The sequence below is a fragment of the Shewanella sp. AC91-MNA-CIBAN-0169 genome (assembly GCF_040310165.1).
GTDB lineage: Bacteria > Pseudomonadota > Gammaproteobacteria > Enterobacterales > Shewanellaceae > Shewanella.
In genome coordinates this window covers 1-23,973 of sequence record NZ_JBEOPM010000006.1, presented here as the reverse complement: position 1 = coordinate 23,973, position 23,973 = coordinate 1, and the positions used below count along the sequence as shown (strand labels likewise).

General features: G+C 40.4%; 19 protein-coding genes and 1 tRNA gene. 10 read left to right on the top strand and 10 right to left on the bottom strand.

Going from position 1 to position 23,973, the window contains the following annotated elements; genetic code table 11:
• The first annotated feature begins 55 nt into the window (after positions 1-55).
• The 4 genes from AAEY98_RS07315 to AAEY98_RS07300 all read left to right on the top strand — a co-directional run bounded on the left by AAEY98_RS07315 (position 56) and on the right by AAEY98_RS07300 (position 5,028).
• On the top strand, positions 56-1,300 hold the full coding sequence (locus AAEY98_RS07315) for an alkaline phosphatase family protein (RefSeq protein WP_351016025.1): 1,245 nt from the start codon (positions 56-58) through the stop codon (positions 1,298-1,300).
• Positions 1,301-1,471: 171 nt separating this feature from the next.
• The gene (locus AAEY98_RS07310) at positions 1,472-2,110 is read left to right on the top strand and encodes an OB-fold-containig protein (RefSeq protein WP_351016022.1); all 639 of its coding nucleotides are present in this window, start codon (positions 1,472-1,474) and stop codon (positions 2,108-2,110) included.
• A 95-nt stretch (positions 2,111-2,205) separates the two neighbouring features.
• A complete protein-coding gene (locus AAEY98_RS07305) occupies positions 2,206-3,969 on the top strand; it encodes a flotillin family protein (protein ID WP_162023979.1) in 1,764 nt (587 codons plus the stop codon).
• 462 nt (positions 3,970-4,431) lie between these two features.
• Positions 4,432-5,028, top strand: a complete 597-nt coding sequence (locus AAEY98_RS07300; RefSeq protein ID WP_351016019.1) for a 2-hydroxychromene-2-carboxylate isomerase — start codon at positions 4,432-4,434, stop codon at positions 5,026-5,028.
• 219 nt (positions 5,029-5,247) lie between these two features.
• On the opposite strand, the gene AAEY98_RS07295 is transcribed toward AAEY98_RS07300, so the two are convergent.
• From AAEY98_RS07295 to AAEY98_RS07285, 3 genes are all read right to left on the bottom strand, one after another.
• Positions 5,248-5,439 carry a DUF3185 family protein gene (locus AAEY98_RS07295; protein WP_101085056.1) on the bottom strand — a complete coding sequence of 64 codons (192 nt, stop codon included), beginning with the start codon at positions 5,437-5,439 and terminating at the stop codon, positions 5,248-5,250.
• Between the two features lie 237 nt (positions 5,440-5,676).
• On the bottom strand, positions 5,677-6,126 hold the full coding sequence (locus AAEY98_RS07290; RefSeq protein ID WP_162023977.1) for a DUF1499 domain-containing protein: 450 nt from the start codon (positions 6,124-6,126) through the stop codon (positions 5,677-5,679).
• Positions 6,127-6,139: 13 nt separating this feature from the next.
• The gene (locus AAEY98_RS07285) at positions 6,140-6,598 is read right to left on the bottom strand and encodes a nuclear transport factor 2 family protein (RefSeq protein ID WP_351016016.1); all 459 of its coding nucleotides are present in this window, start codon (positions 6,596-6,598) and stop codon (positions 6,140-6,142) included.
• A gap of 493 nt (positions 6,599-7,091) precedes the next feature.
• Here AAEY98_RS07285 and AAEY98_RS07280 point away from each other — a divergent pair, with 493 nt between their 5' ends.
• Positions 7,092-8,450: a glycoside hydrolase family 5 protein gene (locus AAEY98_RS07280; protein WP_351016013.1), complete on the top strand. Its 1,359-nt coding sequence runs from the start codon at positions 7,092-7,094 to the stop codon at positions 8,448-8,450.
• 254 nt (positions 8,451-8,704) lie between these two features.
• Here the strand turns inward: AAEY98_RS07280 and AAEY98_RS07275 are convergent, their stop codons facing one another.
• The 4 genes from AAEY98_RS07275 to AAEY98_RS07260 all read right to left on the bottom strand — a co-directional run bounded on the left by AAEY98_RS07275 (position 8,705) and on the right by AAEY98_RS07260 (position 13,154).
• The gene (locus AAEY98_RS07275; RefSeq protein ID WP_192114115.1) at positions 8,705-9,136 is read right to left on the bottom strand and encodes a hypothetical protein; all 432 of its coding nucleotides are present in this window, start codon (positions 9,134-9,136) and stop codon (positions 8,705-8,707) included.
• Between the two features lie 562 nt (positions 9,137-9,698).
• Positions 9,699-10,154, bottom strand: a complete 456-nt coding sequence (locus AAEY98_RS07270) for a hypothetical protein (protein WP_351016009.1) — start codon at positions 10,152-10,154, stop codon at positions 9,699-9,701.
• 553 nt (positions 10,155-10,707) lie between these two features.
• Positions 10,708-10,797, bottom strand: a tRNA-Ser gene (locus AAEY98_RS07265).
• Positions 10,798-10,997: 200 nt separating this feature from the next.
• Positions 10,998-13,154 carry a M3 family metallopeptidase gene (locus tag AAEY98_RS07260; protein WP_335691285.1) on the bottom strand — a complete coding sequence of 719 codons (2,157 nt, stop codon included), beginning with the start codon at positions 13,152-13,154 and terminating at the stop codon, positions 10,998-11,000.
• Positions 13,155-13,439: 285 nt separating this feature from the next.
• On the opposite strand from AAEY98_RS07260, the gene AAEY98_RS07255 reads away from it, so the two are divergent.
• Positions 13,440-13,700: a DUF5062 family protein gene (locus tag AAEY98_RS07255; RefSeq protein ID WP_011639029.1), complete on the top strand. Its 261-nt coding sequence runs from the start codon at positions 13,440-13,442 to the stop codon at positions 13,698-13,700.
• 168 nt (positions 13,701-13,868) lie between these two features.
• Here AAEY98_RS07255 and AAEY98_RS07250 read toward each other — a convergent pair whose 3' ends face one another.
• Entirely contained in the window at positions 13,869-14,558 is a 690-nt protein-coding gene (locus AAEY98_RS07250) for a DUF3157 family protein (RefSeq protein WP_192114117.1), read from the bottom strand.
• A 287-nt stretch (positions 14,559-14,845) separates the two neighbouring features.
• On the opposite strand from AAEY98_RS07250, the gene AAEY98_RS07245 reads away from it, so the two are divergent.
• The 3 genes from AAEY98_RS07245 (at position 14,846) to AAEY98_RS07235 (ending at position 19,164) form a co-directional block, all read left to right on the top strand.
• Complete coding sequence (locus AAEY98_RS07245) at positions 14,846-15,841, top strand: DUF4382 domain-containing protein (RefSeq protein ID WP_351016004.1); 996 nt, start codon at positions 14,846-14,848, stop codon at positions 15,839-15,841.
• 340 nt (positions 15,842-16,181) lie between these two features.
• A complete protein-coding gene (gene hcp / locus AAEY98_RS07240) occupies positions 16,182-17,840 on the top strand; it encodes a hydroxylamine reductase (RefSeq protein ID WP_162023969.1) in 1,659 nt (552 codons plus the stop codon).
• 112 nt (positions 17,841-17,952) lie between these two features.
• Positions 17,953-19,164 (top strand): FAD-binding oxidoreductase, encoded by a 1,212-nt coding sequence (locus tag AAEY98_RS07235; RefSeq protein ID WP_351016000.1) that lies wholly within the window; start codon positions 17,953-17,955, stop codon positions 19,162-19,164.
• A 93-nt stretch (positions 19,165-19,257) separates the two neighbouring features.
• On the opposite strand, the gene AAEY98_RS07230 is transcribed toward AAEY98_RS07235, so the two are convergent.
• Both AAEY98_RS07230 and AAEY98_RS07225 read right to left on the bottom strand, forming a co-directional pair.
• Positions 19,258-21,153, bottom strand: a complete 1,896-nt coding sequence (locus tag AAEY98_RS07230) for a sensor domain-containing phosphodiesterase (RefSeq protein WP_350997515.1) — start codon at positions 21,151-21,153, stop codon at positions 19,258-19,260.
• Positions 21,154-21,884: 731 nt separating this feature from the next.
• On the bottom strand, positions 21,885-22,403 hold the full coding sequence (locus AAEY98_RS07225) for a GNAT family N-acetyltransferase (RefSeq protein WP_351015997.1): 519 nt from the start codon (positions 22,401-22,403) through the stop codon (positions 21,885-21,887).
• Positions 22,404-22,561: 158 nt separating this feature from the next.
• Between AAEY98_RS07225 and AAEY98_RS07220 the strand changes: the two genes are divergently transcribed.
• Complete coding sequence (locus AAEY98_RS07220; protein ID WP_351015994.1) at positions 22,562-23,902, top strand: M20 metallopeptidase family protein; 1,341 nt, start codon at positions 22,562-22,564, stop codon at positions 23,900-23,902.
• Positions 23,903-23,973: the final 71 nt, after the last annotated feature.

Below are 23,973 nucleotides of genomic sequence, written 5' to 3'. Positions count from 1 at the left end.
AAATTTGTCATATTCATCTGATATCATTAATATTTATATATCATGGGGAATCATCATGCGTGTCATTGCTATTATATGTGGATTGCTTACTAGCTTATTGAGCTGTTATTTATCAGCTAACACTACAGCAGCAGTACCAGAAAAACCCTATGTATTACTCGTGTCTATTGACGGTTATCGATACGATTACAACAGCTTGCATAGCCCTAAGCACCTTACTGATTTTGCTAAACACGCTGCCACAATCACTCGTTTTAAGCCGTCGTTTCCGACAGTGACGTTTCCTAATCACATCACCTTAGTGACAGGCCTTTACCCCGCTCATCACGGCATAGTGTCAAATCGATTTTATAATCATGTTTTGCAACAGCCTTATGCCATGAATATTAAACAAGCGGTCACTGACGGCCGCTTTTACCATGGGGTGCCGTTATGGTCATTAGCGGGCCAGCAAGGATTAAAAAGTGCCACCTATTTTTGGCCCGGTTCAGAAGCTAAAATTGCTGGTCAGCGACCAAATTATTGGTTGCCTTATCGTGGCAATGCTCCCAATAATGAAAGAGTTGAGCAGGTTTTGCAGTGGTTTAATTTAGCCGAAGATCAGCGGCCACAATTTGTAACGTTATACTTTTCTGATGTAGACACCGCAGGCCACCTTTTCGGCCCAGAGTCTACAAACACCTATCAAGCGGTGCAGAAAGTAGACCAAGCTATAGGACAGCTTTTAGCGGGAATAAAAGCCTTACCTTTTAAGGTTAATGTGGTTATTACATCCGACCATGGTATGGCGAATGTTGCAGGATTTGAACGTCTGTATACCGATAAATTGTTTGCGGGTAATAAAGCGTTAAAAGCTAGATTTAGCTTTAATAACGATGCGGCTTTTTCATTAGTCACAGCCACTGGTGAGAATAAGCAACAAGATTTAGATGCCTTAAAAGCATTAACCCAAACAGTGCCTGGTTTGCAGTTTTATCGCCAACAAGATATTCCCACTGCTTTGCACTTTAACAATAATCCGTCAATTGGTGATGCGATATTAATCAGTAATCAACATTACATTACCAGCACCGATGCGAGGGCTGGTGTAGTAGGCAAGCACGGTTATGATGCCAATGTTATCAGCGACATGGACACAGTGTTGTACGCTCAAGGGCCGGCATTTAATCATGTGACAGTCGACTATGCTGAAAACATTCATTTGTATCCACTCATTGCTGATATTTTAGGGTTAACCATAACCGAACCCATTGATGGAAGATTGTCGGTATTATCGCCACTATTGGCCGACTCGAGATAATATTAGCGCGTGGCGTATTGATGTTGTCTAAACCCCGTGGTTAAACTCATTGGTTTGACTGAGCTAGAGGTAATATATTCTAAAAAGTGTTGCTGTTTCATATCCTCTTGCAAAATAACATGATATTTTACAATCAAATGGAGTTTAACCCGTAAGGTTTATGGAGGAGCCATGCAGGCTTTTTTAGTCGCTCAAGCAAATATACCCTTTTCAATTGCGCTTGTTATTGTGGTCATGCTGGGGATGTTCGAAATCATCGCCATGATTGCAGGGTTAAGTGTATTTAGTGCACTTGATAATTGGTTTTCTCTCGATGTCGATACAGATGTTGATACCACGGTATCGGTTACCGGGATGACCGGTATATTGGGTTGGCTGTGTCTTAATCGCTTACCGTTACTTATCTGGTTTGTATTAGCGTTAAGTAGTTTTGCGATAGCAGGGTATGTGATTAACTTTGGCTATTCACAACTTTTTGGCAGCTTCTTACCCCAAATCATCACCGTACCTGTTGCGATAGTCATAATGTTTTTTTCAAGCCACTTTATTGGTAATGGTATTGCCAATATTCTCCCTAAAAACGAAACCTCAGCAATATCAATTGATGCGCTTGGCGGTTGTGTCGGCAAGATCACCCAAGGTCGTGCAATAAAAGGCATGCCGACAGAAGCGGTGGTTCGGGACACATTTGGGCAGAAACACTACGTGTTAGTTGAACCAGAACACGACGATGTCGAATTTTTGCCTGGCGTCGATGTTGTACTCATCGCTCATCAAGGCAAAGTCTGGACAGCAACCAGATTCAGTTAACCTAAAAATATCTTATTGAGATATACCCTAAAAATAAAAATGTCATTCCAATGACACTTTTTGATAAAACACAGTTGTATTTAAAAGGAAATTAAATGGAAACGTTAACAAACTTTGATTCAGGAAGCGGCTTTGTCCTCCTTATTGCTGGCATAGCAGTATTAGGATTGATTATTATTGGACTTATTTTTGCCAAACTGTACAAACGAGCCAGTAAAGAAATGGCTTTTGTTCGTACCGGGTTCGGCGGTGAGAAAATCATTAAAGATGGTGGCGCAATTGTGCTGCCAGTGCTGCACGAAACGATTTCGGTCAATATGAATACCTTGCGTATTGAAGTCGAAAAAAATCAAAAAGATGCCCTGATCACCAAAGACAGAATGCGCGTGGATGTAAAAGCCGACTTCTATTTACGTGTTGCGCCAAATGCCGAAGGGATTTCAATGGCAGCGCAAACGTTAGGCACTCGCACTAATCGTGTTGAAGAACTAAAAAAATTAATGGAATCAAAGTTTGTCGACGTATTGCGTACCGTTGCAGCCGAAATGACCATGACCGAAATGCACGAGCAGCGCGCAGACTTTGTCCAGCGAGTGCAGAATAATGTCGCCAACGACCTTGAGAAAAACGGCCTAGAATTAGAATCTGTGTCGCTCACGGGTTTTGATCAAACTGACTTGCAATTTTTTAATGAAAATAACGCATTTGATGCCGAAGGTCGTGCTCGTTTAGCAAAAATCATTGAAGAAAAACGTAAAGAAACCAACGATATTCAACAAGAAAACCGCATCAAAATTGAACAGCGTAATCTTGAAGCAGAAAAAGAATCATTAGAAATCGAAAAGTCGGAAGAAGAAGCTCGCCTCGCGCAGCAACAGTCGCTTGAATTTAAACGTGCCGATCAAAAAGCTGAAATCATTAAACAAAAAGAAAACAAAGCCCGCGAAGAACGTGAAGCAGAAATTGCCAAAGAGCGCGCAATTGAAACGGCTGAAATTGAAAAAACCAAAGACATCGAAACCCGTGAAATTGAAAAGTATAAGTCTATTGAACAGTCACGTATTCAGCAACAACGCGATATTGAAGTATCTGAACAAGACAAACGCATTGCGGTGGCCGCTAAGTCAGAAGAAGAGTCAGCCGCTCGCGCTCGCGCTGCAGAAGCTGAAAAAACCAAGGTAGAAAAAGAAGAAGCGGTTATTACTGCGCGCCAAACTGCTGAAGCTAATCGTCGTAAAGACATTGAAGTTATTGATGCCCGAAAAGAAGCTGAGCGTGAGGCCGTGGGTGTTACGGTTCGAGCTGAATCAGAAAAAGTTGCCGCGGAAGATAGAGCTAGCGCAATTTTAATTGAAGCGCGTGCCAGTGCAGACGCTAAGATGCTAAAAGCCTCAGCCGATGAGAAAATCTATGCAGTCGAAGCTGCGGGTAAGCGGGCACAGTACGAAGCTGAAAACGTACTGAGCAACGAACAAATTGCACTGCAAAGATCATTAGCCATATTAAAAGCCTTACCAGACATTATTGCTCAAGCCGTTAAACCGCTTGAAAAAATTGAAGGTATTAAGATTTTACAAGGCTATGGTACGGGCAATCAAATGAGTAACGGCGAGGGTAACCAATCCCAGGGTGGTATTGCAGAGCAAGTAACCACTGCTGCATTAAACTATCGTGCTAATGCCCCTGTGGTTGACGCTATGCTACGAGAGTTAGGCTTAGTTAATTCAGAGTCTGGTAATTTAAATGACCTACTGACAGGCAATAATGCACTGACATCTGAAGCGATTAATGTCATTCAATCGGCCAAAACAGGCTTTGGTGTGGATGAAGTTATCCCTGGCATTAATCCAGCGCAATAAATGCTAAGTTGCTAAAGAGGTCTCTTTCCTCTTTAAAATACAAAAAGTGCCTTTTGGCACTTTTTGTATTTATCAGCATCACTCTATAACAGCGTTATGCCGACTATGTTCAATCTCAGTCACTTAGCGGGAGTGTGAAACACTTTTTAAGCTAAAGAGTGAGTTACAACAATTGATCCTGTAAAAGATTCTGTGTTGTTCTGCCTTATGACATTATGGTCTTAATCGTTGAGAGACTTAATATTCTTTAAGGTTTATTGTGAGATTATCATAGACTTGATATTAACTTTCTCAGTGGCCAGAAGGCAGACTTTCAGCCATAGTACTTGGAATTTAACTGTTAGTTATGATTGTATTATGGTCGTTACCCGTTATCTATTAGCAGTTAATGCTAGGTATAAGCTAAATACACGTGTGTGATGACTCAGCCTCTCAAATAAGCCCAAAAAGGTAATGTGAACCATGACAACAGCAATAGATTATTATTTTACGAGTCTTTCTCCTTATGCCTATTTAGGCCATAACACCTTTATCTCGTTGGCTGAACAGCACAAAGCTGCTATCAACTATAAGCCGATTAAACTGGCAAAATTATTTGCAGTATTAGGTGTGTTACCGGTAAAACAACGCCTGCAAGCTCGACAAGACTATCGCTTAATTGAGTTAGCTCGTTGGTCAACAAAGCGCAAATTGACCCTTAATCTACAGCCTGCTTTTTTCCCTGCAGACCCAAGTTTGGCCGACAGATGCACAATTGTGTTACAACAAGCTGGACAAGATGTCGGTGAATTTGTTGGTAATGTACTGGCAGCATGTTGGGCAAAAGATCAAAACATTGCTGATGAAGCGGTGATTAAGCAAATATTAACCTCACTCAATGTCGACGCCGACAGTGTTGTGCAGCAAGCATTGTCAGCCGAAATCGAAGTAATATACGAATCTAATACTGTAGATGCTATTGAAAAAGGCTTGTTGGGTGTGCCGACTTATGTGTATCAAAATGAGCCATTTTGGGGACAAGATAGACTCGATTTACTTAACGACAAGCTGGCTGGATAACGTTATTTAGGTGAGGTCTAAAATAAGGTTGCAGTGGTTATTTACTGCAACCTTTACCGGTGCCAATAGTAATGAACGTTCAAAAGTAAAAACCAATAATCAATTGCTGTTTACACGTATTAATTTGGTTTTTGTAGTCAATAACTTTACTTATAGATAGTCATCAGTTGGCAGCCATTATGGTTGAATGTTTTTACATCAACGTTCAATCACAATCCATTATTTCAACTTTGTAATACCTATTAGAACCGCAATAATACCACCAGCCATTCCAGCCCAGGCTTCAATAGGTGTATCACCACTTATGGCGCGGGTAAGTTGGGAGCTCGCTGCATCATAAATATTGTAGCCCCACAACGCTAAAAAAATACCCGCAATAACAAGCACAATCCCAATAATTTTATTATTCATGCTAACTCCAGACTTTGATGAGCTGATAGTTGATAGTTGATAGCTAATAGTTGATGATATCACCGTTGATGACGTTTAGTTGACCATGTCGCAGTAGATAACCTGAAACTAACCAAACACATAACGGCTCTGTATACGAACGCCTCAGACCAACCTCTGGGTATGATCGCTTCCATCTATTTCATTTTTAGCCAAATGAAATAGACACAAGCAAACCTGTTATTTACCTGGCAGTCACTATAGTTTGACGTTATTTCTAATCTGTTCTATTCGCTCGCGGTTAACCCCAAAGTCAGACTCTCCGATACGAGAAGCGGATCTAACATGGATAGTTATTTTATCGGATGCTGTTGACGGAAAGTAAAACTCAACATCATCGACAAAACGCATTATCTGCGAGGTAAATTCTACTCGGATATAATCATCCTCAACCACGACGATATTCGCTCGTTCAGCAGTCTTTAATACGTGCAACAGTTTTGCCTGCGCCTGCTGGCGTGTGCCGACGAACTCAATCGGTTGTATCGCATGCTCTTCATCTGCAGCTGATTGTTGGCTACTGACACAATTTGGCGATTCAGGACATGGCATTAACTGGCCATCATTAATGCCTAAAGTAGGCACTGTGCCAGAACAACCCATTAACAGCGTCATGCTGAGTGTAATAATTGAAATCTGCTTGTACATTATTAATATCCTTTTATTTATTTTCACGGTGACCATAACTCAATACTCGGGTTATTTGCCATTTGTCGTCTACTTTACGCCAAACCATGACAAAGTCAGCTTTACCTTCACATTGGTTGGTTTTATTTTGACAAAAGATATGCACCCCTTCGGTAATCGCACCAAAATCTTTAATCGAGTGGACGTTAAAAGTTCCTTCAACCAGCTTTCGGGTGTAATGACCACATGCATTGTTTTTAGTATTGGCAATCATGCTGTCACGGTCCCACGTTACCCCACCATTATCATGATAAAACTCGACATCAGCAGTAAAAAAGCTCGCATGCTTATCTAGCTCTTGCAGATTTTGGCAATGATTAAATGAGTCAAACACCGCAGTATCAAGCGCTTTCATTGTGTCAGCTAACATCACGTCATCAGCCAATGCAGGTATTGAGAAAAAAGCTAATAAAACCAAGCAGATTTGTTTCATCGTTTCGATTCCTTATGTGCCAGTGACAAAGTTAGTGAAAGTGCCGGATTTAGTGCCCCACTTCACAGCCATCATTGGCAGTTTGAAAGCCTTACCGTCGTTTTCTTTCTAAATTTTGGTAATTCGGTGGTGATTTTTAATCCGTTTTCTGTGGGGATATACAGTCTATTCAAAATATTGATTTGGCAATGTTCGTTAGCCAATAAATCAGACAATAACTCAACATTGAACCTAAAGAAAGTGCTTAAAAAATGACAATTAAAATCATGAGTATTTTACAGTGGGGGCGTAATAAAAAATTCACAGAAAATCAAACCATGAAGATAATAAAAACCGTTAATAAAGTCTAAAATATGTAGCACGTAGACTCCAATTTTTATCTAACAAGTTTGTGGTTCAATTTGTTTCGATGGTAATGTCACTTGTTACTAAAAATTGTGGGCAGATTTTGAATTGCTGCTCTATTCTTTAATTATCTTTTAATAGGTGGTAAATGATGTTTAAACCAAGACGAATTATTGATCATTTGGGAAATATTGCCACTTTTCATTACATCTCATCTTTGCTGTACAGAGCAATATCCTGCAAAGTTGATGATATGACGAGAGAAAATCTATTACATCGACAGAAGTGGCTTACTTTAAATTTTTTTCAGTTGGCTCTTAACTTTATTTATACAATATGTATTTCTGCATACTTGTTTATTGGTAGAAATCTACATTCAATAATATTTGTCCCGATGACTTTTATTGTATTAGGTTGTGGAAGTTCTAATGCTAATACGAGTTCAATACAAGCCCCTGTGGTGTTATCAGACAGTTATTATAGTGACTTATATTCTTGGAATATAAGTGGTGGCCTAAAACAAACACGATTAGGCAGAGGGATCAACGTTGGCAATTACTTAGAGGCTCCTTTTGAGGGAGACTGGACTGGTGGTAAGGTCTTAATTGAAGATGACTTTAAAATAATTGCCAAAGCAGGTTTTAAAAATGTACGTATTCCAATTCGCTGGACTGCGCATGCAGATAAAACCTTTCCCTATACCATAGATTCTGTATTTATGAATCGTGTTAAAGAAGTTGTAGGTTGGGCGAATAACGCCGGTCTTAAAGCTATTATAAATGTACATCACTATAACGAATTGATGCGTGCTACTGACAATGACAAAATGTCGCATATTTTACGTTTAGAAGGTATTTGGAAACAAATTAATGAGCAATTTCCACTTTCTAAGTATTCTCGAACGGATCTAATTTTTGAACTATTAAACGAGCCGCAAGACAGTATTCACTACAATGATTGGAACGACATTATCGAACGTTTATTGACTGTCATTTGGGGCGATACAGATATTCCACAAAAAAATAATACCCAACGTATTGTTATGGTAGGTACTGCTTATTGGAATGTACCTGATACCTTACCTAAACTGTCATTGCCACACTATGCAAATCAATATAATACAATTATTACAGTGCACAATTACAAACCCTTTCATTTTACTCACCAAGGAGCTAAATGGGTTAATGGTTCAAAAAAGTGGATAGGAACGACTTGGTTAGGTACTGAGAGCGAAACCGCACCTTTAATCACTTTACTGGATAATATGACTCGTTGGAATTCTAAAGCTAATCGTAATTTTGAAATTTATTTGGGGGAGTTTGGCGTATATTCACGCTATGCGGATCCCAAGCAGCAAAAAGCTTGGACGGCTTTTATTGCTCGTGAAGCAGAAAAACGGAATATTAGCTGGGCATATTGGGAATACTCATCGAGTTTTGGTGTATACGATAATAAAGCTCAGCAGTGGCGACCACATTTAATAGAAGCATTAGTTCCAGTAAAATAATCTAGGCTGACCTAGAATATCGACTGGCGCAGTGGTAAATATTTCATTTGGGACTCAGCTAGAATTTTTGCTAGGACCGTTGATAAGTATAAGTGCAGTACAACCGCTTATAGCGGTATATGAGTCGCATCTAAGGCTATGATAATAGTGAGCTATTAAATAGAAAAGTAAGGCATAAAGCCTGCGATGAGCAGACTATTGTCTTAACTTGTCATGAATGTCTATATGAGCATACTATTAAGTCATATCTGTATTCAGTTTTGATATTCACTCGGGCATTGAGCTGATTGTTTAAAATCAATAGTGCTATTAACAAATAAAATACCTATTTCATCGATAAGCCAACGGTCATGCTCATAAATATATTTAATGTTAAATGACATTGGCATACTCTCATTGTCTAATCCATTAATTGATAAGCATCCAACTAATCCATCTATTTTTTCAAAGTGTGCAATCTGCTTAGACATATATTTTTTAAATAGTAATTGCTCAGATACGTGAGTCTCATTTATATTTAATTTTGTGAGTAAATTCTGACTAAAAATGTCAGGGCTTATCTGCAATAGATTGTCTTTATGGACACTATTTTTATAATGAAAGTAGTTCAAATACAATTGCTCTTCATTAGTCTTTATTGAACATGAAGACACTAAAAAAACTAAGCAAAAAATAATCAACTTCATATTATCTTCCCATTATACTCTGTAGTTCAGCCTCATAGGCTTTATGTCGGTCTTTAAGAGCTTTAGCTGCAGTACATAGTAAACCTGAACAAGAAGTGATTTGTGTCGTGTAGAAAGTTAATGATACACGTTTACTCGGTAATATGACGTATCCTCACAAAAATTTAGAAGCATTCATGGTATTTGAAGAATTAATCGTGGTTCCATTATTAATCTGCAATGCCTGATGGTACTTTTTCGTATTTATCTTGGATCTGGAGGATGGATAGCTTGCTTGTAATAAAGAGGAACCCAGACTATTGAGTTAAACAGTTAAACAGTTAAACAGTTAAACAGTTAAACAGTTAAACAGTTAAACAGTTAAACAGTTAAACAGTTAAATAGTTAAATAGTTAAATAGTTAAATAGTCTTTTAAACTCATTTATTTGCAGAACTTTGCACCTTCAAAGTCTGCAATTGCTAACTAAGATTGACTTTATTCCTGAAGTTGAAAAAGTCAATAGTTATGAGCCTTTAAACTTTTTATATATACTTTTCAGCTGAATACTTTATGGGTTATTCCTAATCTAATTGTAAAATATCCGAACTGCTTGTTTTCCAAGCTGATAACTCAACAATAAACGCATTCAAAGACAACTGCTCACATTGGCTTCCACTCAAGCTATTGAAATAGTTTATCCCAATACTTGTTCTTACCAAAATATCCTTTTGCAAATAAAAAGAATGATATAATTCACCGTCAGAATTCAACTTTAAAGGAGTAATAGCTATTGGCCCTTTATCACCATAAATACCAAGATCTACTTTATTTAATTTTAAACAATGAAATTTTGTTGGAATACTTCCTATCTTTACATTAATTTGGTACATGCCGTATATTTCACTTGCTTTAACTTGTATTTCTACATCGTAGCTTGCTGCATTTACTCTTGTTATATAAGTAGACTTATAATGACTTGGCCAAATGCAGAAGCTAATTACGGCCAGAATAATAATCAAATACTTGATTGATATCATTTTAAATTTCCCCTGTAACTTTCAACGTAAAATCATGCCCATTATTTGAACCAGCAGATTATTATCTTGACTCACCGAGATCGTCCATATGTGGCCATGTGAACAAATAAAACCGAGCCACCCATTATTTGAACAAGTAACATAGCTCGTTTTCATTGATTTGGCGATAGTTACGCTCGATGAACTCAACTCACAAACTTCAATCAACATGGTTAAGTATTGTATTTAAGTTATTTATTTATATGGTTTAAATAAATTCTGGAAGAATTAATCGTGACACCCATAATTAATTTGCAATGCCTAGTGTACTTTTTCGTATTGGTCTTGGATCTTGTGGAGGGATAGCTTGCTTGTAATAAATAGGAACCCGTGGGTTCAAAGTCCTATCTTTCGCCTAAACGAAAAAAGGCTCATCATTTCTGATGAGCCTTTTGTCTTAAATCTTGCGGAGGGATAGCTTGCTTGTAATAAAGAGGAACCCGGGGTTTAAATCTCTATCTTTCGCCCAAACAAAAAGGCCTTATCTTTCGATAAGGCCTTTTTGTTTTTAATGTGGCGGAGGGATAGGGATTTGAACCCTAGAACGGGATAAACCGTTGCCGGTTTTCAAGACCGGTGCATTCGACCACTCTGCCATCCCTCCGAACGCGGTGAATAATAAGGGTATTAGAAAAAATGTAAAGCCTTGATGTGTTCGATGGCACAACAAATGTGCAAAATGACACAAAAAGGCTCACGTTTGCACAATATTTACCCTTTTTAATCTTTAAAGCGCTTTCATTGCAAGCTTGCCTCTCTTGTTGGCGAGTTGCCAATAAGAGAGGCTTATATCAACAATAATACTTAGTGTACTAAACCACGACGCTTTAATAGGGCGTCGGTTGATGGTTTTTTACCGGCAAAGTCGATGTAGCTTTGCATTAGATCTTGGCTATTACCTTTTGACAATACTGCGTCACGGTATTTTTGGCCGTTCTCCAACGTTAATCCACCGTGAGCCATCATGTAAGCAAACGAGTCAGCAGCAAACACTTCAGTCCATAGGTACGCATAGTAACCCGCTGAGTAACCGCCGCCGAAGCTGTGGCTAAAGTAAGTGGTTTTGTAGCGTGGTGCAATTGGGCCGTAGTCTAGGCCGTGTTTGGCTAGAGCTTGTTTCTCAAAGGCGGCAACATCGGTAATTTCGGTGCCAGCTGGAATTGAATGCCATTCCATATCAAGCAACGCTGCAGCTAAGTATTCAACTGTGCCAAAACCTTGGTTAAAGGTGTGTGCTTTTAACACTTTAGCTAATAACTCTGCAGGAATTGGCTCACCAGTTTGGTAGTGTTTCGCATAGTTGGCTAGCACTTGTGGATCAATACTCCAGTCTTCGTTAGCTTGTGATGGAAACTCAACAAAGTCACGTGCAGTTTTGGTACCGGCTAAGCTTGGATAGTTAACTTGTGAATATAAACCGTGAATGGCATGACCAAATTCGTGGAATAACGTGCTCACTTCATCAAACGTTAACAGAGTAGGTTGACCTTCTGCTGGTTTAGGTACGTTAAGTGCGTTGTACACCACTGGCTTAGTATTTTGTAAGAATGACTGACTAACGTACTCATCCATCCATGCGCCGCCACGCTTACCAGGGCGGGCGTACATATCGAGATAGAACAAACCTAGTGAGCTGCCGTCTTTGTTAAAGATTTCATAACCAGTGACGTCTTTGTGCCACACAGGTAAGTCAGTACGAGGTTTTACGGTAATGCCGTACAGTTTTTCCATTGCGAAAAACAAGCCGTCGTTTAATACGGTATTCATTTCAAAATAAGGTTTAACCTGGCCGTCGTCTAAGTCATATTTGGCTTTACGCACTTTTTCTGCGTAGTAAGCCCAGTCCCATGGTTCTAAAGTAAAGTCTTTACCGTCTTTAACGATTTCGGCTTGAATGTCTGCCGCTTCTACTTTGGCTTTAACCAGTGCTTTCGGGGCTAAGTCGTCAAGAATGCCATAAACCGCTTCTGGGTTTTTGGCCATTTGGTCGCCTAGCGAGTATGCCGCCCATGTTGGGTAACCTAATAGTTTGGCTTTTTGTGCACGCAGTTGAGCAATTTTGATGTTTAACGGCGCGTTGGTGTCCATGGCGCGATATGCTGAGGTTTCCCATAGCTGTTTACGGATATCGCGGTTTTTAAGGCTAGAAAGCAATGGTTGAGTGGTGGTGTTCACTAAAGTGATCATGTAACCCGTTTTACCAGCAGCTTTAGCGGCAGCAGCTAATGATGCAATGTCGTTGTCTGATAAGCCGTCAAGTAGGGCTTTATCTTCAATTACGATCACGTCGTCATTAAATGACTTTAATACGTTTTGTGAGAAGCTGGTTTCAAATTTGGCTAGTTCACCGTTTAGCTCACGCATTGTTGTTTTGTCTGCGACTGATAATTCAGCACCTGCACGGACAAAACGGTCGTAATACACTTCAACTAAACGTAAGTCTTCGCCTGTTAATGTGGCTTTATTTTTATAAATCGCTTGGATACGAGCAAACAACTTTTCATCAAGATAGATGTTGTCTTGATGTGCCGTTAGCTTAGGCACAATTTGTTCTTCAACACTGATGAAGTTGTCGTCTGAGATAAGCCCTGACAGGTTGAAAAACACTCGTTGAGTACGGTCTAGAATAGCCCCGGTGTTTTCTAGTGCGACAATGGTATTGTCAAATGTGGCTGCTTCGCTGTTATTGGTGATAGCGGCGATTTCAGCTTTGTGATCTTTCATGCCTTGCTCAAATGCTGGCAAGTAGTCGCTGGCTGTTATTTTGTCGAACTGTGGTGCCATGTATTGTAAAGGGCTTGGTGTTAACAGTACGTTTTCGGCAGTGGCAGGCGCTTTAGTCATAGTTGTTGATGCATCTGTTGTCGTTTTGGCTGCCATGGCGGTGTCTGCTGATTGCTCTGAACACGCGCTGAGCATCAGTGCAGCACTAACTGCAGTCGTGATAAGTGTTTTACGCATTGAAATATCCTTGGGTCTTGGCCCTTTTAGGTGTTTTTATGCCTATTCAAAGTGTGTGGTGCGGCTGAATAGTGACAATAAAAACATAAAGTAATAACCCCAGTACAATACCAAGCCTGCGGCTTGCAGCAAAGGTTAATGGTATTAACTAAGATTAATTATTGTAACTAAAGTTGCCAATAGTGATGTTTGTTAGATTTTGCGGCATTCTGGCCGTAATTGTAGTGGTAATTTGTGGATATTCGCGTAGCTTAATAGCAATAGATAGCACGATGAGGGTGATAGATGAAAGCGGGTAAACACGATACAAAACTGCTCAAGCTCGCGATGGAGATTGGCATGGGATACGCGCAAAAGCGTGGTTTTGAAGATTTTGGCAAAGGCATTTCGCCAAAAGATAAAGTGGAATGTATTTATCGATTATTAGTGCAAGACAATTTAATCCAACCATTAGCCGAAGATAAAGATGATGGTCCGAATCGTAAACATAAATTGATATTGTGGATTAGTAAGCAACTGCCTAAAGAACATGAGTTATTGAACTAAGGTTACCAACCTACACCATAAATTAAGCCCAAATGAAATGGTATTTCATTTGGGCTTTTTGTTATTGATTTTAAAATGTATTTCTCGTATTGGGTCTAGTGCTGACGCTTACATCCGTACCTATTTTAGTACCTATTTCCGTGTCTAGGTTCAGGATTAGATATTGAATTAGCGTGATTCAATTTCAACAATTTTTAAGCTTATCAACTGCTTTTGCCATTGCTGCTTATTCACACCCTCTACCCAAATAGTATCACTTTGGCGATGTTGACCATTACGCAGGTAAGTTTCTGGCATACGGAATATCGCTTCCCAGGCTTCAAGCTTTTCTGTTTTGAGTAATGCACCGTTTTCATTGTAAAAACTCACTTCAACTTCAACAACCGTGACATGTTCGTTACTGGTGCTGTCAAAATCGAACACTAAGCCGAGTTTATCGCCTTTCCATTTTGTGTCTGCAAGGGTGATTTTAATGCCGTCTTTAGCCGTACTGCCCAATAATTCTGGTTGTGCTAACGCCGCTGCAGTTAAGCGTGTGGTTGATATTTGAGTATTCATTGCTGGTGCAGTTGGCATGGCAACCGTTGGTGTTGCAACAGGTGTTGTTACTGCTGCTATTGACGCTGCAGATGCAATGGTCGGCTGTGTTACTACGTTTGCTTGCTTTGCGATGTCGGCTTTAGCGGCTTGCACTGGTTGGGTTACTGTTTCGGTAATGATGTATTCCCAAGTGAAGTCGTCTTTTAGACGAACATTGGCGCCATTTTCTAAGGTGATAACAGCAACATTGGCGGCCATAGCGGCTGGAGCAAGTAATAAAAATAGGGCTGATGCGATCGCATTAAGTTTGGTTTTCATCTATTCATCCTGATTGAAAGTCTTTAACACTTTGGCTCATTCTACGGACTTTTATAGTAGAAATGGAAATAAACTGTGGTTCGATATTCATATTTTGCCCCTGTATGTGATGGGGCAATATTTTATGCGTGTGTCGCTATTGTTAGGTGATGCATGAATTCATTTTAGAATGTTAATTTCAGGTTAATAATCATACTCATTTAAACGCTGTTTGTTGATGTCGATCAAATGCTGATACCTCTTTGTGAGTAACACTGAGCATGTTTCGAATACATAGAGGACGTGTGATGAAAATTTATTATTCAGTATTGATGTTATCTTCGGTTTTATTGCTGAGCGCTTGTGGCGGCAGTGATAGTACAACCGATGAAGTTAACCCTTTAGGACAATTCTCTTTAGGGGTGTCTGATGCCCCTATGGCGGGAGTGTCCCGGTTAGGGCTAGTGATGAATGAACTTGTTATGACGGACGCTGCGGGGGAAATACACCGTTATAGTTTACAACATATGGAGTTTAATTTGCTCGATTATCAGGGCATGAATAGGCATCTTGCCATTGATAATATCGATCTACCTGTTGGCCAATATCATAATGTCCACGTGACAATTGATCAGGGTGATGGCAATCAGGGTTGTTACGTTGAAGATGGCCAAGGCCGTCATAGTTTGCAAGTTGAAAATGGTTATTTGCCAATAGAAGATGTTGAGATTATAGCTAATCAACACCGTGTAATGACATTGGAAATTAACTTGTACCAAGGTCTGCTAATGGATCAAGAACAATACCAATTACGTCATCGTGCAATGTGGTCAGTCGATAATAGTCAAATGGGCCATTTAATTGGAGAAGTTGATCCGCAATGGATTGCCAATTGCGAAACTGAGTATTCGGCTCTCACTCCTGTTGGCGGGGAATTTTATCATTTAGCTTATTTATATCCTGACAGTGTCACTTCTATTGATCAAATGGCCGATATGGGAACAACACCTCCTGCAGGGCTAACGGCTCCACTGTCGGTGAGCCGATTGTTACAAACTACGGATGGAGATTGGTATTTTGCAATGGGCTATTTACCCGAAGGGAACTACCGCGTTGGTTATAGCTGTTTAGGTCATTTAGATGATCCAATCCTTGATGACATTAGCACCGGACCATTTGTTATGTATGAAGATGCAGGCTCTATAGCGATTAAACCTGGCCCTCTTGGTGGACAACAAACGGTACATGAGTGTGGCAACGGCAATGGTGGGCATCATGAAGGCCATGGTGGACATGGTGGCTAGTACTGAGGTCAATTGAATTTATCCACCATTTGATTTGGTCAATCAACTGGGTCAGTAAGACATACAATCAATGATGTCTTACTGACTCTAGCCACCTTATTTTCCCTGTATCCATGTTTATTATGTCGCGATAGATAATGATTTTAGCGCGCCATAACCTCCGTTTTCTCTCTCGATATTATCCAATAAAAAACCAATCAATATTAGCAATTGCTGAAGGTGATGTAGCTCATAAAATCTAACATTGGTGTCAAAAACGGGTTTTGATTTACAGAGTAAAGAGTAAACTCATCCTTAACATGTAAAATTTATACATGAATAATATTTGAGGAGTAGAGTTATGTTTTGTGTGCAATGTGAGCAAACCATTAGAACACCAGAAGGCAATGGCTGTAGTTACTCGCAAGGTATGTGCGGCAAGTTAGCGTCGACGTCTGATATTCAAGATTTATTAATCTATATGCTGCAAGGCGTGTCGGCTTATGCAGTTAAAGCGCGTGAGTTTGGCATTGTAGACAGCGACATTGACACTTTTGTGCCTAAAGCCTTTTTTGCCACGTTAACTAACGTAAACTTCGACGATGAACGCTTAATTGATTATGCCTACCAGGCACAAACCTATCGCGACCAATTAAAAGCGGCTTACATTGCTGCTTGTAAAGGCCAAGGTGTCGAGCCAGAAATGGTCAGCGGTCAAGGTGAGTTATTACTTGCTACATCAAAACCTGAGATTTTAGCCCAGGCGCCAATTGCACTGCTTAACGGCGGAGACGTAAATGAAGACATTTTAGGCTTACGTTTATTATGCCTATATGGCTTAAAAGGCGCAGCGGCTTATATGGAGCATGCTCGCGTATTAGATCAAACTGACGTTGATGTGGCTGCTGAGTTCCATAAAATCATGGCATTTTTAGGTGAAGATTCTGTTGATGCAGACAAGCTGTTTGCTACTGCAATGGAAATCGGCCAATTAAACTACCGCATCATGGCTATGTTAGATTTAGGCGAAACCACCTCTTTTGGCCATCCTGAGCCAACACAAGTGAATACCAAATCTGTTAAAGGTAAAGCGATTTTAGTGTCTGGTCACGACATGAAAGATCTAGAGCTTATTCTTGAGCAAACCGCAGGCAAGGGCATTAATGTCTTTACTCACGGCGAAATGTTACCAGCACTTGCTTACCCAGCATTTAAAAAATACGCGCATTTAGTCGGTAACTATGGCGGCGCTTGGCAAAATCAGCAAAAAGAATTTGCCACTTTCCCTGGTGCAGTAGTGATGACCTCAAACTGTATTATCGACCCTACCGTTGGTGAGTACTCTGACCGTATTTATACCCGCAGTATCGTAGGTTGGCCTGGTGTCACTCACGTTGAAGGTGATGATTTCAGCGAAGTGATTAACAAAGCCCTTGAACTTGAAGGTTTTGCTTATGATGAAATTCCCCACATGATCACCATCGGTTTTGCCCGTAACGCCTTAATGGCAGCAGCACCCACCGTAGTTGAAAACGTTAAAAATGGTTCTATTAAGCACTTCTTCTTAATTGGTGGTTGTGATGGCGACAAATTAGAGCGCAATTACTTTACTGACTTAGCTAAGTCTGTGCCTGATGATTCAATTATTTTGACCTTAGGTTGCGGTAAGTACAAGTTCAATAAATTAGACTTTGGTGACATCAATGGTGTGCCACGTTTACTTGATGTGGGCCAATGTAACGATGCCTATTCAGCTATTCAGTTAGCGTTAGCGTTAAAAGATATTTTTGAGTGTGACCTTAATGATTTGCCGCTGAGCCTAGTGTTGTCGTGGTTTGAGCAAAAAGCGATTGTAGTGTTGTTAACCTTGTTATCACTTGGGGTGAAAAACATCCGTACAGGACCTACTGCGCCAGCATTTTTATCTGAAAATCTAATGAATATTTTAGAGCAACAGTTTGGTTTGCGTGGCACTACCGATGTTGAGTCAGACTTAAAAGCAATGATGAACGTGGCGTAATTAACCATAAAAATCGTGCATTTATGTTACACGTATTTGCACGATAACGATTAAAGGCGATATGAGATTTTCATATCGCTAACTGTATTTTTTACTGCGTTAAGGTATCAAAATGAGTAGTGCTCCCTCAGTCGGTTTTTCATTTTCACAAGCGCTTTCTGCCCAAGTGGCTAAAAAGGTGACTCCTGTTAGCGAGGCCCCCGTTATCGAGACCACGCCAACGGTTGAACCCGCTGCACTGGCAACCCCGAAAGCACTTTTGGCAGCTGATAACTGGCAACGAGGCGAGGTACAGCTTTGCTGTGTTGAAAAATGGAATGAAACCCATGATGTGGTCAGTTTCCGCTTTCAGGGACTCACACCGGTTAAATTTAATTTTAAACCGGGGCAGTTTATTACCTTTAAACTAAATATTAATGGCGACAAGGTTTACCGCAGTTACACTATTTCATCGTCACCTTCACGACCATTTTCATTAGTGGTCACGATTAAAAAAATCGCTGGTGGCGTGGTGTCTAATTACTTAACTGAGTCGCTCAATGTTGGCGATGAAGTGACGGTTACTGGCCCTGATGGGATATTTAACTTGGTCGACATTGAGGCCGATAAGTACTTATTCTTAAGCGCGGGTTGCGGCGTAACACCAATGCATTCTATGTCGCGCTGGCTTTGCGATACCACTACCGACAGCGATATTGCCTTCGTACACAGTGCCAAAACTGTCGATGACATTATGTTTGCTAATTCAATGGCATCGATGGCATCACGAAGCCAACATTTTAATCTCAATTATGTATTAGAGTCTGACGGCAATAAGCAAAATTTGACTGATAAGCATGCCTCTACAGGTTGTGAAAGTGGTCGCTTAAGTTTAGAAACCTTAGTTAAGTTAGTGCCAGATTATCAACAGCGTACCGTATTTGTGTGTGGACCTGAGCCATACATGGCGGCGGTAAAGTTAATGCTTGAAGCTGCCGAATTTGATATGAGTCAGTTCAATCAAGAAAGCTTTGGTGCGAGTAGTGCCATGGGGTTGAAAGCTGCGCTAGAAAGTAATCCATCAACCGAGCAGTTTATGCTGAGTATTGGTGATAATCAGGTGCAGCTAACTGGCGATCAAAGCCTACTTGATGGCATAGAGTCAGCAAAATTACCGATTATTGCCGCATGTCGTTCAGGCGTATGCGGTGCGTGTAAATGTCAGGTTGTTTCAGGCACCACTGTGTCGTCTAGCAAAATGGCGTTAACGGCTGACGAAATTGCAGCAGGCTTTGTATTGGCGTGTTCAACCAAAATGACCTCAGATGTGCGCTTACAAATGTGATATGTCTTACCGTAGTACATATAAGCCGACTTTGTAACGGTCGGCTTATAAGGTACTCGTTGAGTGCGAAACTATTGCGACACATGCAGTAGATTAAAATAGTGGTGTCATTGAGGGGATTAAGTATTGCTGGGCAAACTCATTGGCATTTACCGGTTTTCCCAGATGATAACCCTGCCATATGTCAGCCCCTTGCTTAGCCACAAAATCGGCTTGAAATTGATTTTCCACCCCTTCAGCCACTAACGACAACTGTAAGTTATTTGCCATGGCGATAATGGTGTTAACTAACTGTCGGCTCTGTTCTGAAGTATCAAGATTACGAATAAAGCTGCGATCAATTTTGACTGAGTTAAACGGATAGTATTGCAAGTAACTGAGTGACGAATAACCGGTACCAAAATCATCTAACGACAAACGGATCCCATGCTGATTTAACTTGCTCAATACTTCCTGGGCATATGCTGCATCGTGGATTAACGCATTTTCAGTTAGCTCAATCTCAAGCAAATGGCCGGGTATGTTGTATAACTCAAGCAAGCTAACAATCTTATCGACTAAGTAACTGTCTTTTAGTTGTATGGGTGACATATTGATTGCCAGATAAAAATCGCGATTATATAGCTCACGCCAGTAAGCTAATTGTTTCAGAGCGCTTCTTAATACAAAATAACCTATTTCAATGATTTTGCCTGAATGTTCTGCAATTTCAATAAATTCAGCCGGCGAAACTTGGCCTAAAGTTGGGTTGTTCCATCTTATAAGCACTTCAGCGCCAACAACACTTTTGCTTTGAGTGCTTACAAATGGCTGGTAATGCAATGACAATTCATCGCGTTTAAGTGCGCCTCTTAATAATGATTCCATTTGTATACGACTAGACAGTTCGGATTCCATTTTTTGGTTAAAGAACTTATAGCTATTGTTATTACCCATTTCACAATGTGATAGCGCGGCGCTGGATTTTCTTGATAGGTCCATAAATCCACTACCATCGTTGGGGTAAAATGCGACTCCCATAGCAGTGGTAATGGATAACGGTAATTCATCGACATAAATATCTTGGCTAAAGTGCTGACATAAGCGACTGCAAAAAGTCGCCATCTTATCGCCATATAGTTGTTTCTTGGTGGAGATGACGATACAGAAGGTCGTATCACTGACAATGGCAAGATAAGTATTATTGGGTATAAAATGTTGTAGTTTTTGCGCGACCACATTACGTACTTTTTCAGTGATGTCATAACCTAAACCGTCTTGAATGACTTTTAAGTTGGTGATGCTGAAATGGGTTACCGAAATACAGGTTAAGGCGTCGCTTTTCGTCAGGTTGTTAAACACTGTTTCGAGTTGACTAAATTTAGGCAAGCCAGTGACGCTGTCGAAACGTTGTTGAATATCCAATAGTTTTTCCGCGGCGATGCGTGAATCGATTTCTTGCATTAAATTGCTGTTAAGCTGCTCTAAGTCTGATGTGCGCTGCGCAATACGAGTTTCTAACTGTAAATTGGCTTGAGCCAGCTTTTCTTTTTGGTAGAGTATTTCTAGATTACTTTCAACATTTTGACGAAAACAATCTAACAGCAAAATAAGATCATCGGAGTAGCTATTTGCTTTTTGGTCTAGTATGCAAATGGTGCCAAAGGGCTCTCCATCAGGCCAGTTGAGTGGTACGCCATAATAAGAAACCATACCAAATTCAAGCTCAGGATTTTGACTCCAGCGAGGATCTTCTAGGGCATTTTTTACATGTAATTCTGTTTGCTGCTCAATCACTGATTCGCAATATAAACTATGTCCCAGCATGTCTTTCATCCCGGGGGCATATGGGCTGTTGGCATTATGATTGGCGACAAACACTTCCATTTCATCAGTGTGAAGTTTCATAATTAACGATGCAGGCACTTGAGCGACTTTGGCAATCAGATCAACTGTTTTTTGCCAAGACTTCAGCATTTCAGGGGTTATCGCAATCGTATTATTTTTCAAAAGTGTAATTACCTCTTATTTTATTGTGTTGTTACTCAATAAACAGGCTGTTTGTATGTGAAGAAATACGGTAACAGGCCACCAGTCTGTAATGGGTGAGTTCGAGATAATTAACATCTAAACTTTATGGCATCTAAATTTATTGTATATAACTAAGTGATATTATTATTCTTTATAAATCAGTTCGTTATATTGGCACGGCGTCATGGTGCACTGATGTAACCTGAAGTCTTGAATGAAGGAAAAATACTGGTTGGGTAATTTCAGAGAGTCCATTGTGATACTACATACCGGCTTAAGTGTTGTAGCTGCTCTTTCATCCATGAATATCGTATCGATTTCTTGCAATACACTAATACAACCTAACACATATGCAGTCTCTATGTTGGTCATTAATATTGTTTTGTTATTTACTCGGCTATAGGCGAGTGATATGGCTTAGTGTGAGCTTTATGGTATTTAACTTTTTATGTAAGCTTTTGATTAAAAATAATTTATATTTTATTGCTAAAAACGTTTAATACTATTCTCAGCGGTACTAATTTTATAAGGTTAATTTGATTTCGGTACATGAAACGAAGCTAATGTTAAGCCAGCACGATAGAGCCAGCTTTAATGAAAAAGCAGCATGTTAGTTTTTGGCTTGCTGTTTTTTTAGATTTAGATGTTGAGATAGATTTAGATGTTGAGATAGATTTAGAGCTTAGCGTTAGTACTTATATAAGTGCTCGTTAGTTGCCGTTCAATAACATGACATAACGATTAAAAGTAAATTCATCTCGTTGGAATTGAGAATGAAATGTCATGCCTAACTTTGTGGCCACGTTGATCGAGCCGCTATTGGCATCGACAACATCGGCATAGACGATGTCTAAATCCATGTGTTGTTTGGCATACTCGATACAGGCTAGGTTGGCTTCTGTCGCTAAACCAATGCCCCAGTAATCCGGGTGTAAGCGATAGCCAATATCGACGGCATTAATACGAGTTTCATTTTTAAAACCGCAAAACCCAATCACAGTATTGGTCTCTTTAAGTACCACAGCCCAACGGCCAAAACCGTATTGCTGATATTCAGCTAACCAAATATTGGTAATGATGTTTTCTGCGTCGGTTAGTCTTGTGCACATTCCTGCGTCACCGGTATAGAGGCTGACTTGTTCTGGAGCATTAAAATGCAATACTGCAGGTGCATCTTCAAGGGTAAATTCTCTTATAATTAACCTTGGTGTTTCAGTAATGACTGTCATTGATTTCCTTTATTATTATTTCTCTGACCACAATGACTTAATCACTATGCCACAATTAACCTTATCCCTTAACTTGCGGTTACCTAAAACCCATTACAAAGTGGCTTAAGCTTATGGTAGGTTAACATACTCAAATCCCGACAATTAAGAATAATAATATGACCTGCTTACGTGTTGCGTACCCCTTATTGGCGTTAGTGTTTTCAGCTTCGTCGTTGTCTGTTACTGCTAGTGCGAGCGATCTTGATCTCTCTGTGAGTAAAGCGTTACCAAAGCTTGAACAACTATATCTACATCTTCATCAACACCCTGAATTGTCATATCAAGAAAAAGCCACTAGCCAACGTATGGCGCAAGAACTAAAGCAATTAGGCTTTGAGGTTACTGCTAATTTTGGCGGTTATGGTGTGGTCGGTATTGTCAAAAACGGTAAAGGCCCCGTGGTGATGATCCGTGCTGATATTGATGGCTTGCCAATTATTGAACAAACGGGAAAAGAGTACGCATCGACCGTGACAACCCTTAATGCGGACAACAGTACTGTTGGGATTATGCATGGTTGTGGCCACGATATTCACATGACCAGTTTAATTGGTACTGCACAGCAACTGATGCTTCACAAAGCCGACTGGCAAGGTACTTTGATGATGGTGGCTCAACCCGCAGAAGAAGTCGGTGGCGGCGCCAAAGCCATGCTAAAACAGGGGTTGTTTAGCCAGTTCCCAACACCAGACAGCATTATTGGTTTGCATGTGAGTGCGTCAATTCCTGCAGGCAAAGTCGGCACCGTAAGTGGTTATGCCTTGGCGAATGTTGATTCGGTTGATATTACCATTAAGGGCAAAGGTGGCCATGGTGCTTATCCGCACGTCACTATCGATCCAGTGGTACTTGCTGCGCGCACAGTACTTGCACTGCAAACCATTGTTAGCCGCGAAGTCTCGCCGTTAGAGCCTAATGTGGTTACTGTTGGCGCTATTCATGGTGGCTCAAAACACAATATTATTTCAGATGAAGTGAAGCTTCAGCTGACCTTACGCTCGTATAATCCTAAGGTTCGCGAGCAGCAAATCGCGGCGATTAAACGTATTACTACCGGTATCGCGATTAGTGCAGGCTTGCCAGATGACCTCATGCCTGTGGTGTATGTGCATGATGATGAAACCATTCCGTCAACCTATAACGATCCCACGTTAGCCGCTAAGGTTAAAGCCAGTATTGAAGCCGAATTAGGCAGCGATAATGTGCTGGTGGTACCACCGGTAATGGCTGGCGAAGATTTTGGTTTATATGGGCTCACTGCAGAGAAACGTCCGATTACTTTATTTTGGCTGGGCGGGGTAGAACCTAGCCAGTATCAAGCGAGTGTTGAGTCTGGCGATACCTTGCCGTCTTTGCATTCTAGTCAGTTTGCGCCAGATTATTCGTTAACTATCCGCACTGGGGTTAGGGCTATGACAAAATCCGCGATGGATTTATTTAATCAGCCAGCCCAATAAACTTGAACGTTTACATTCAAGTCAGTTTGCACCCGGTTATCTATGCCGTTAACCATTCGCACTGGGGTTAG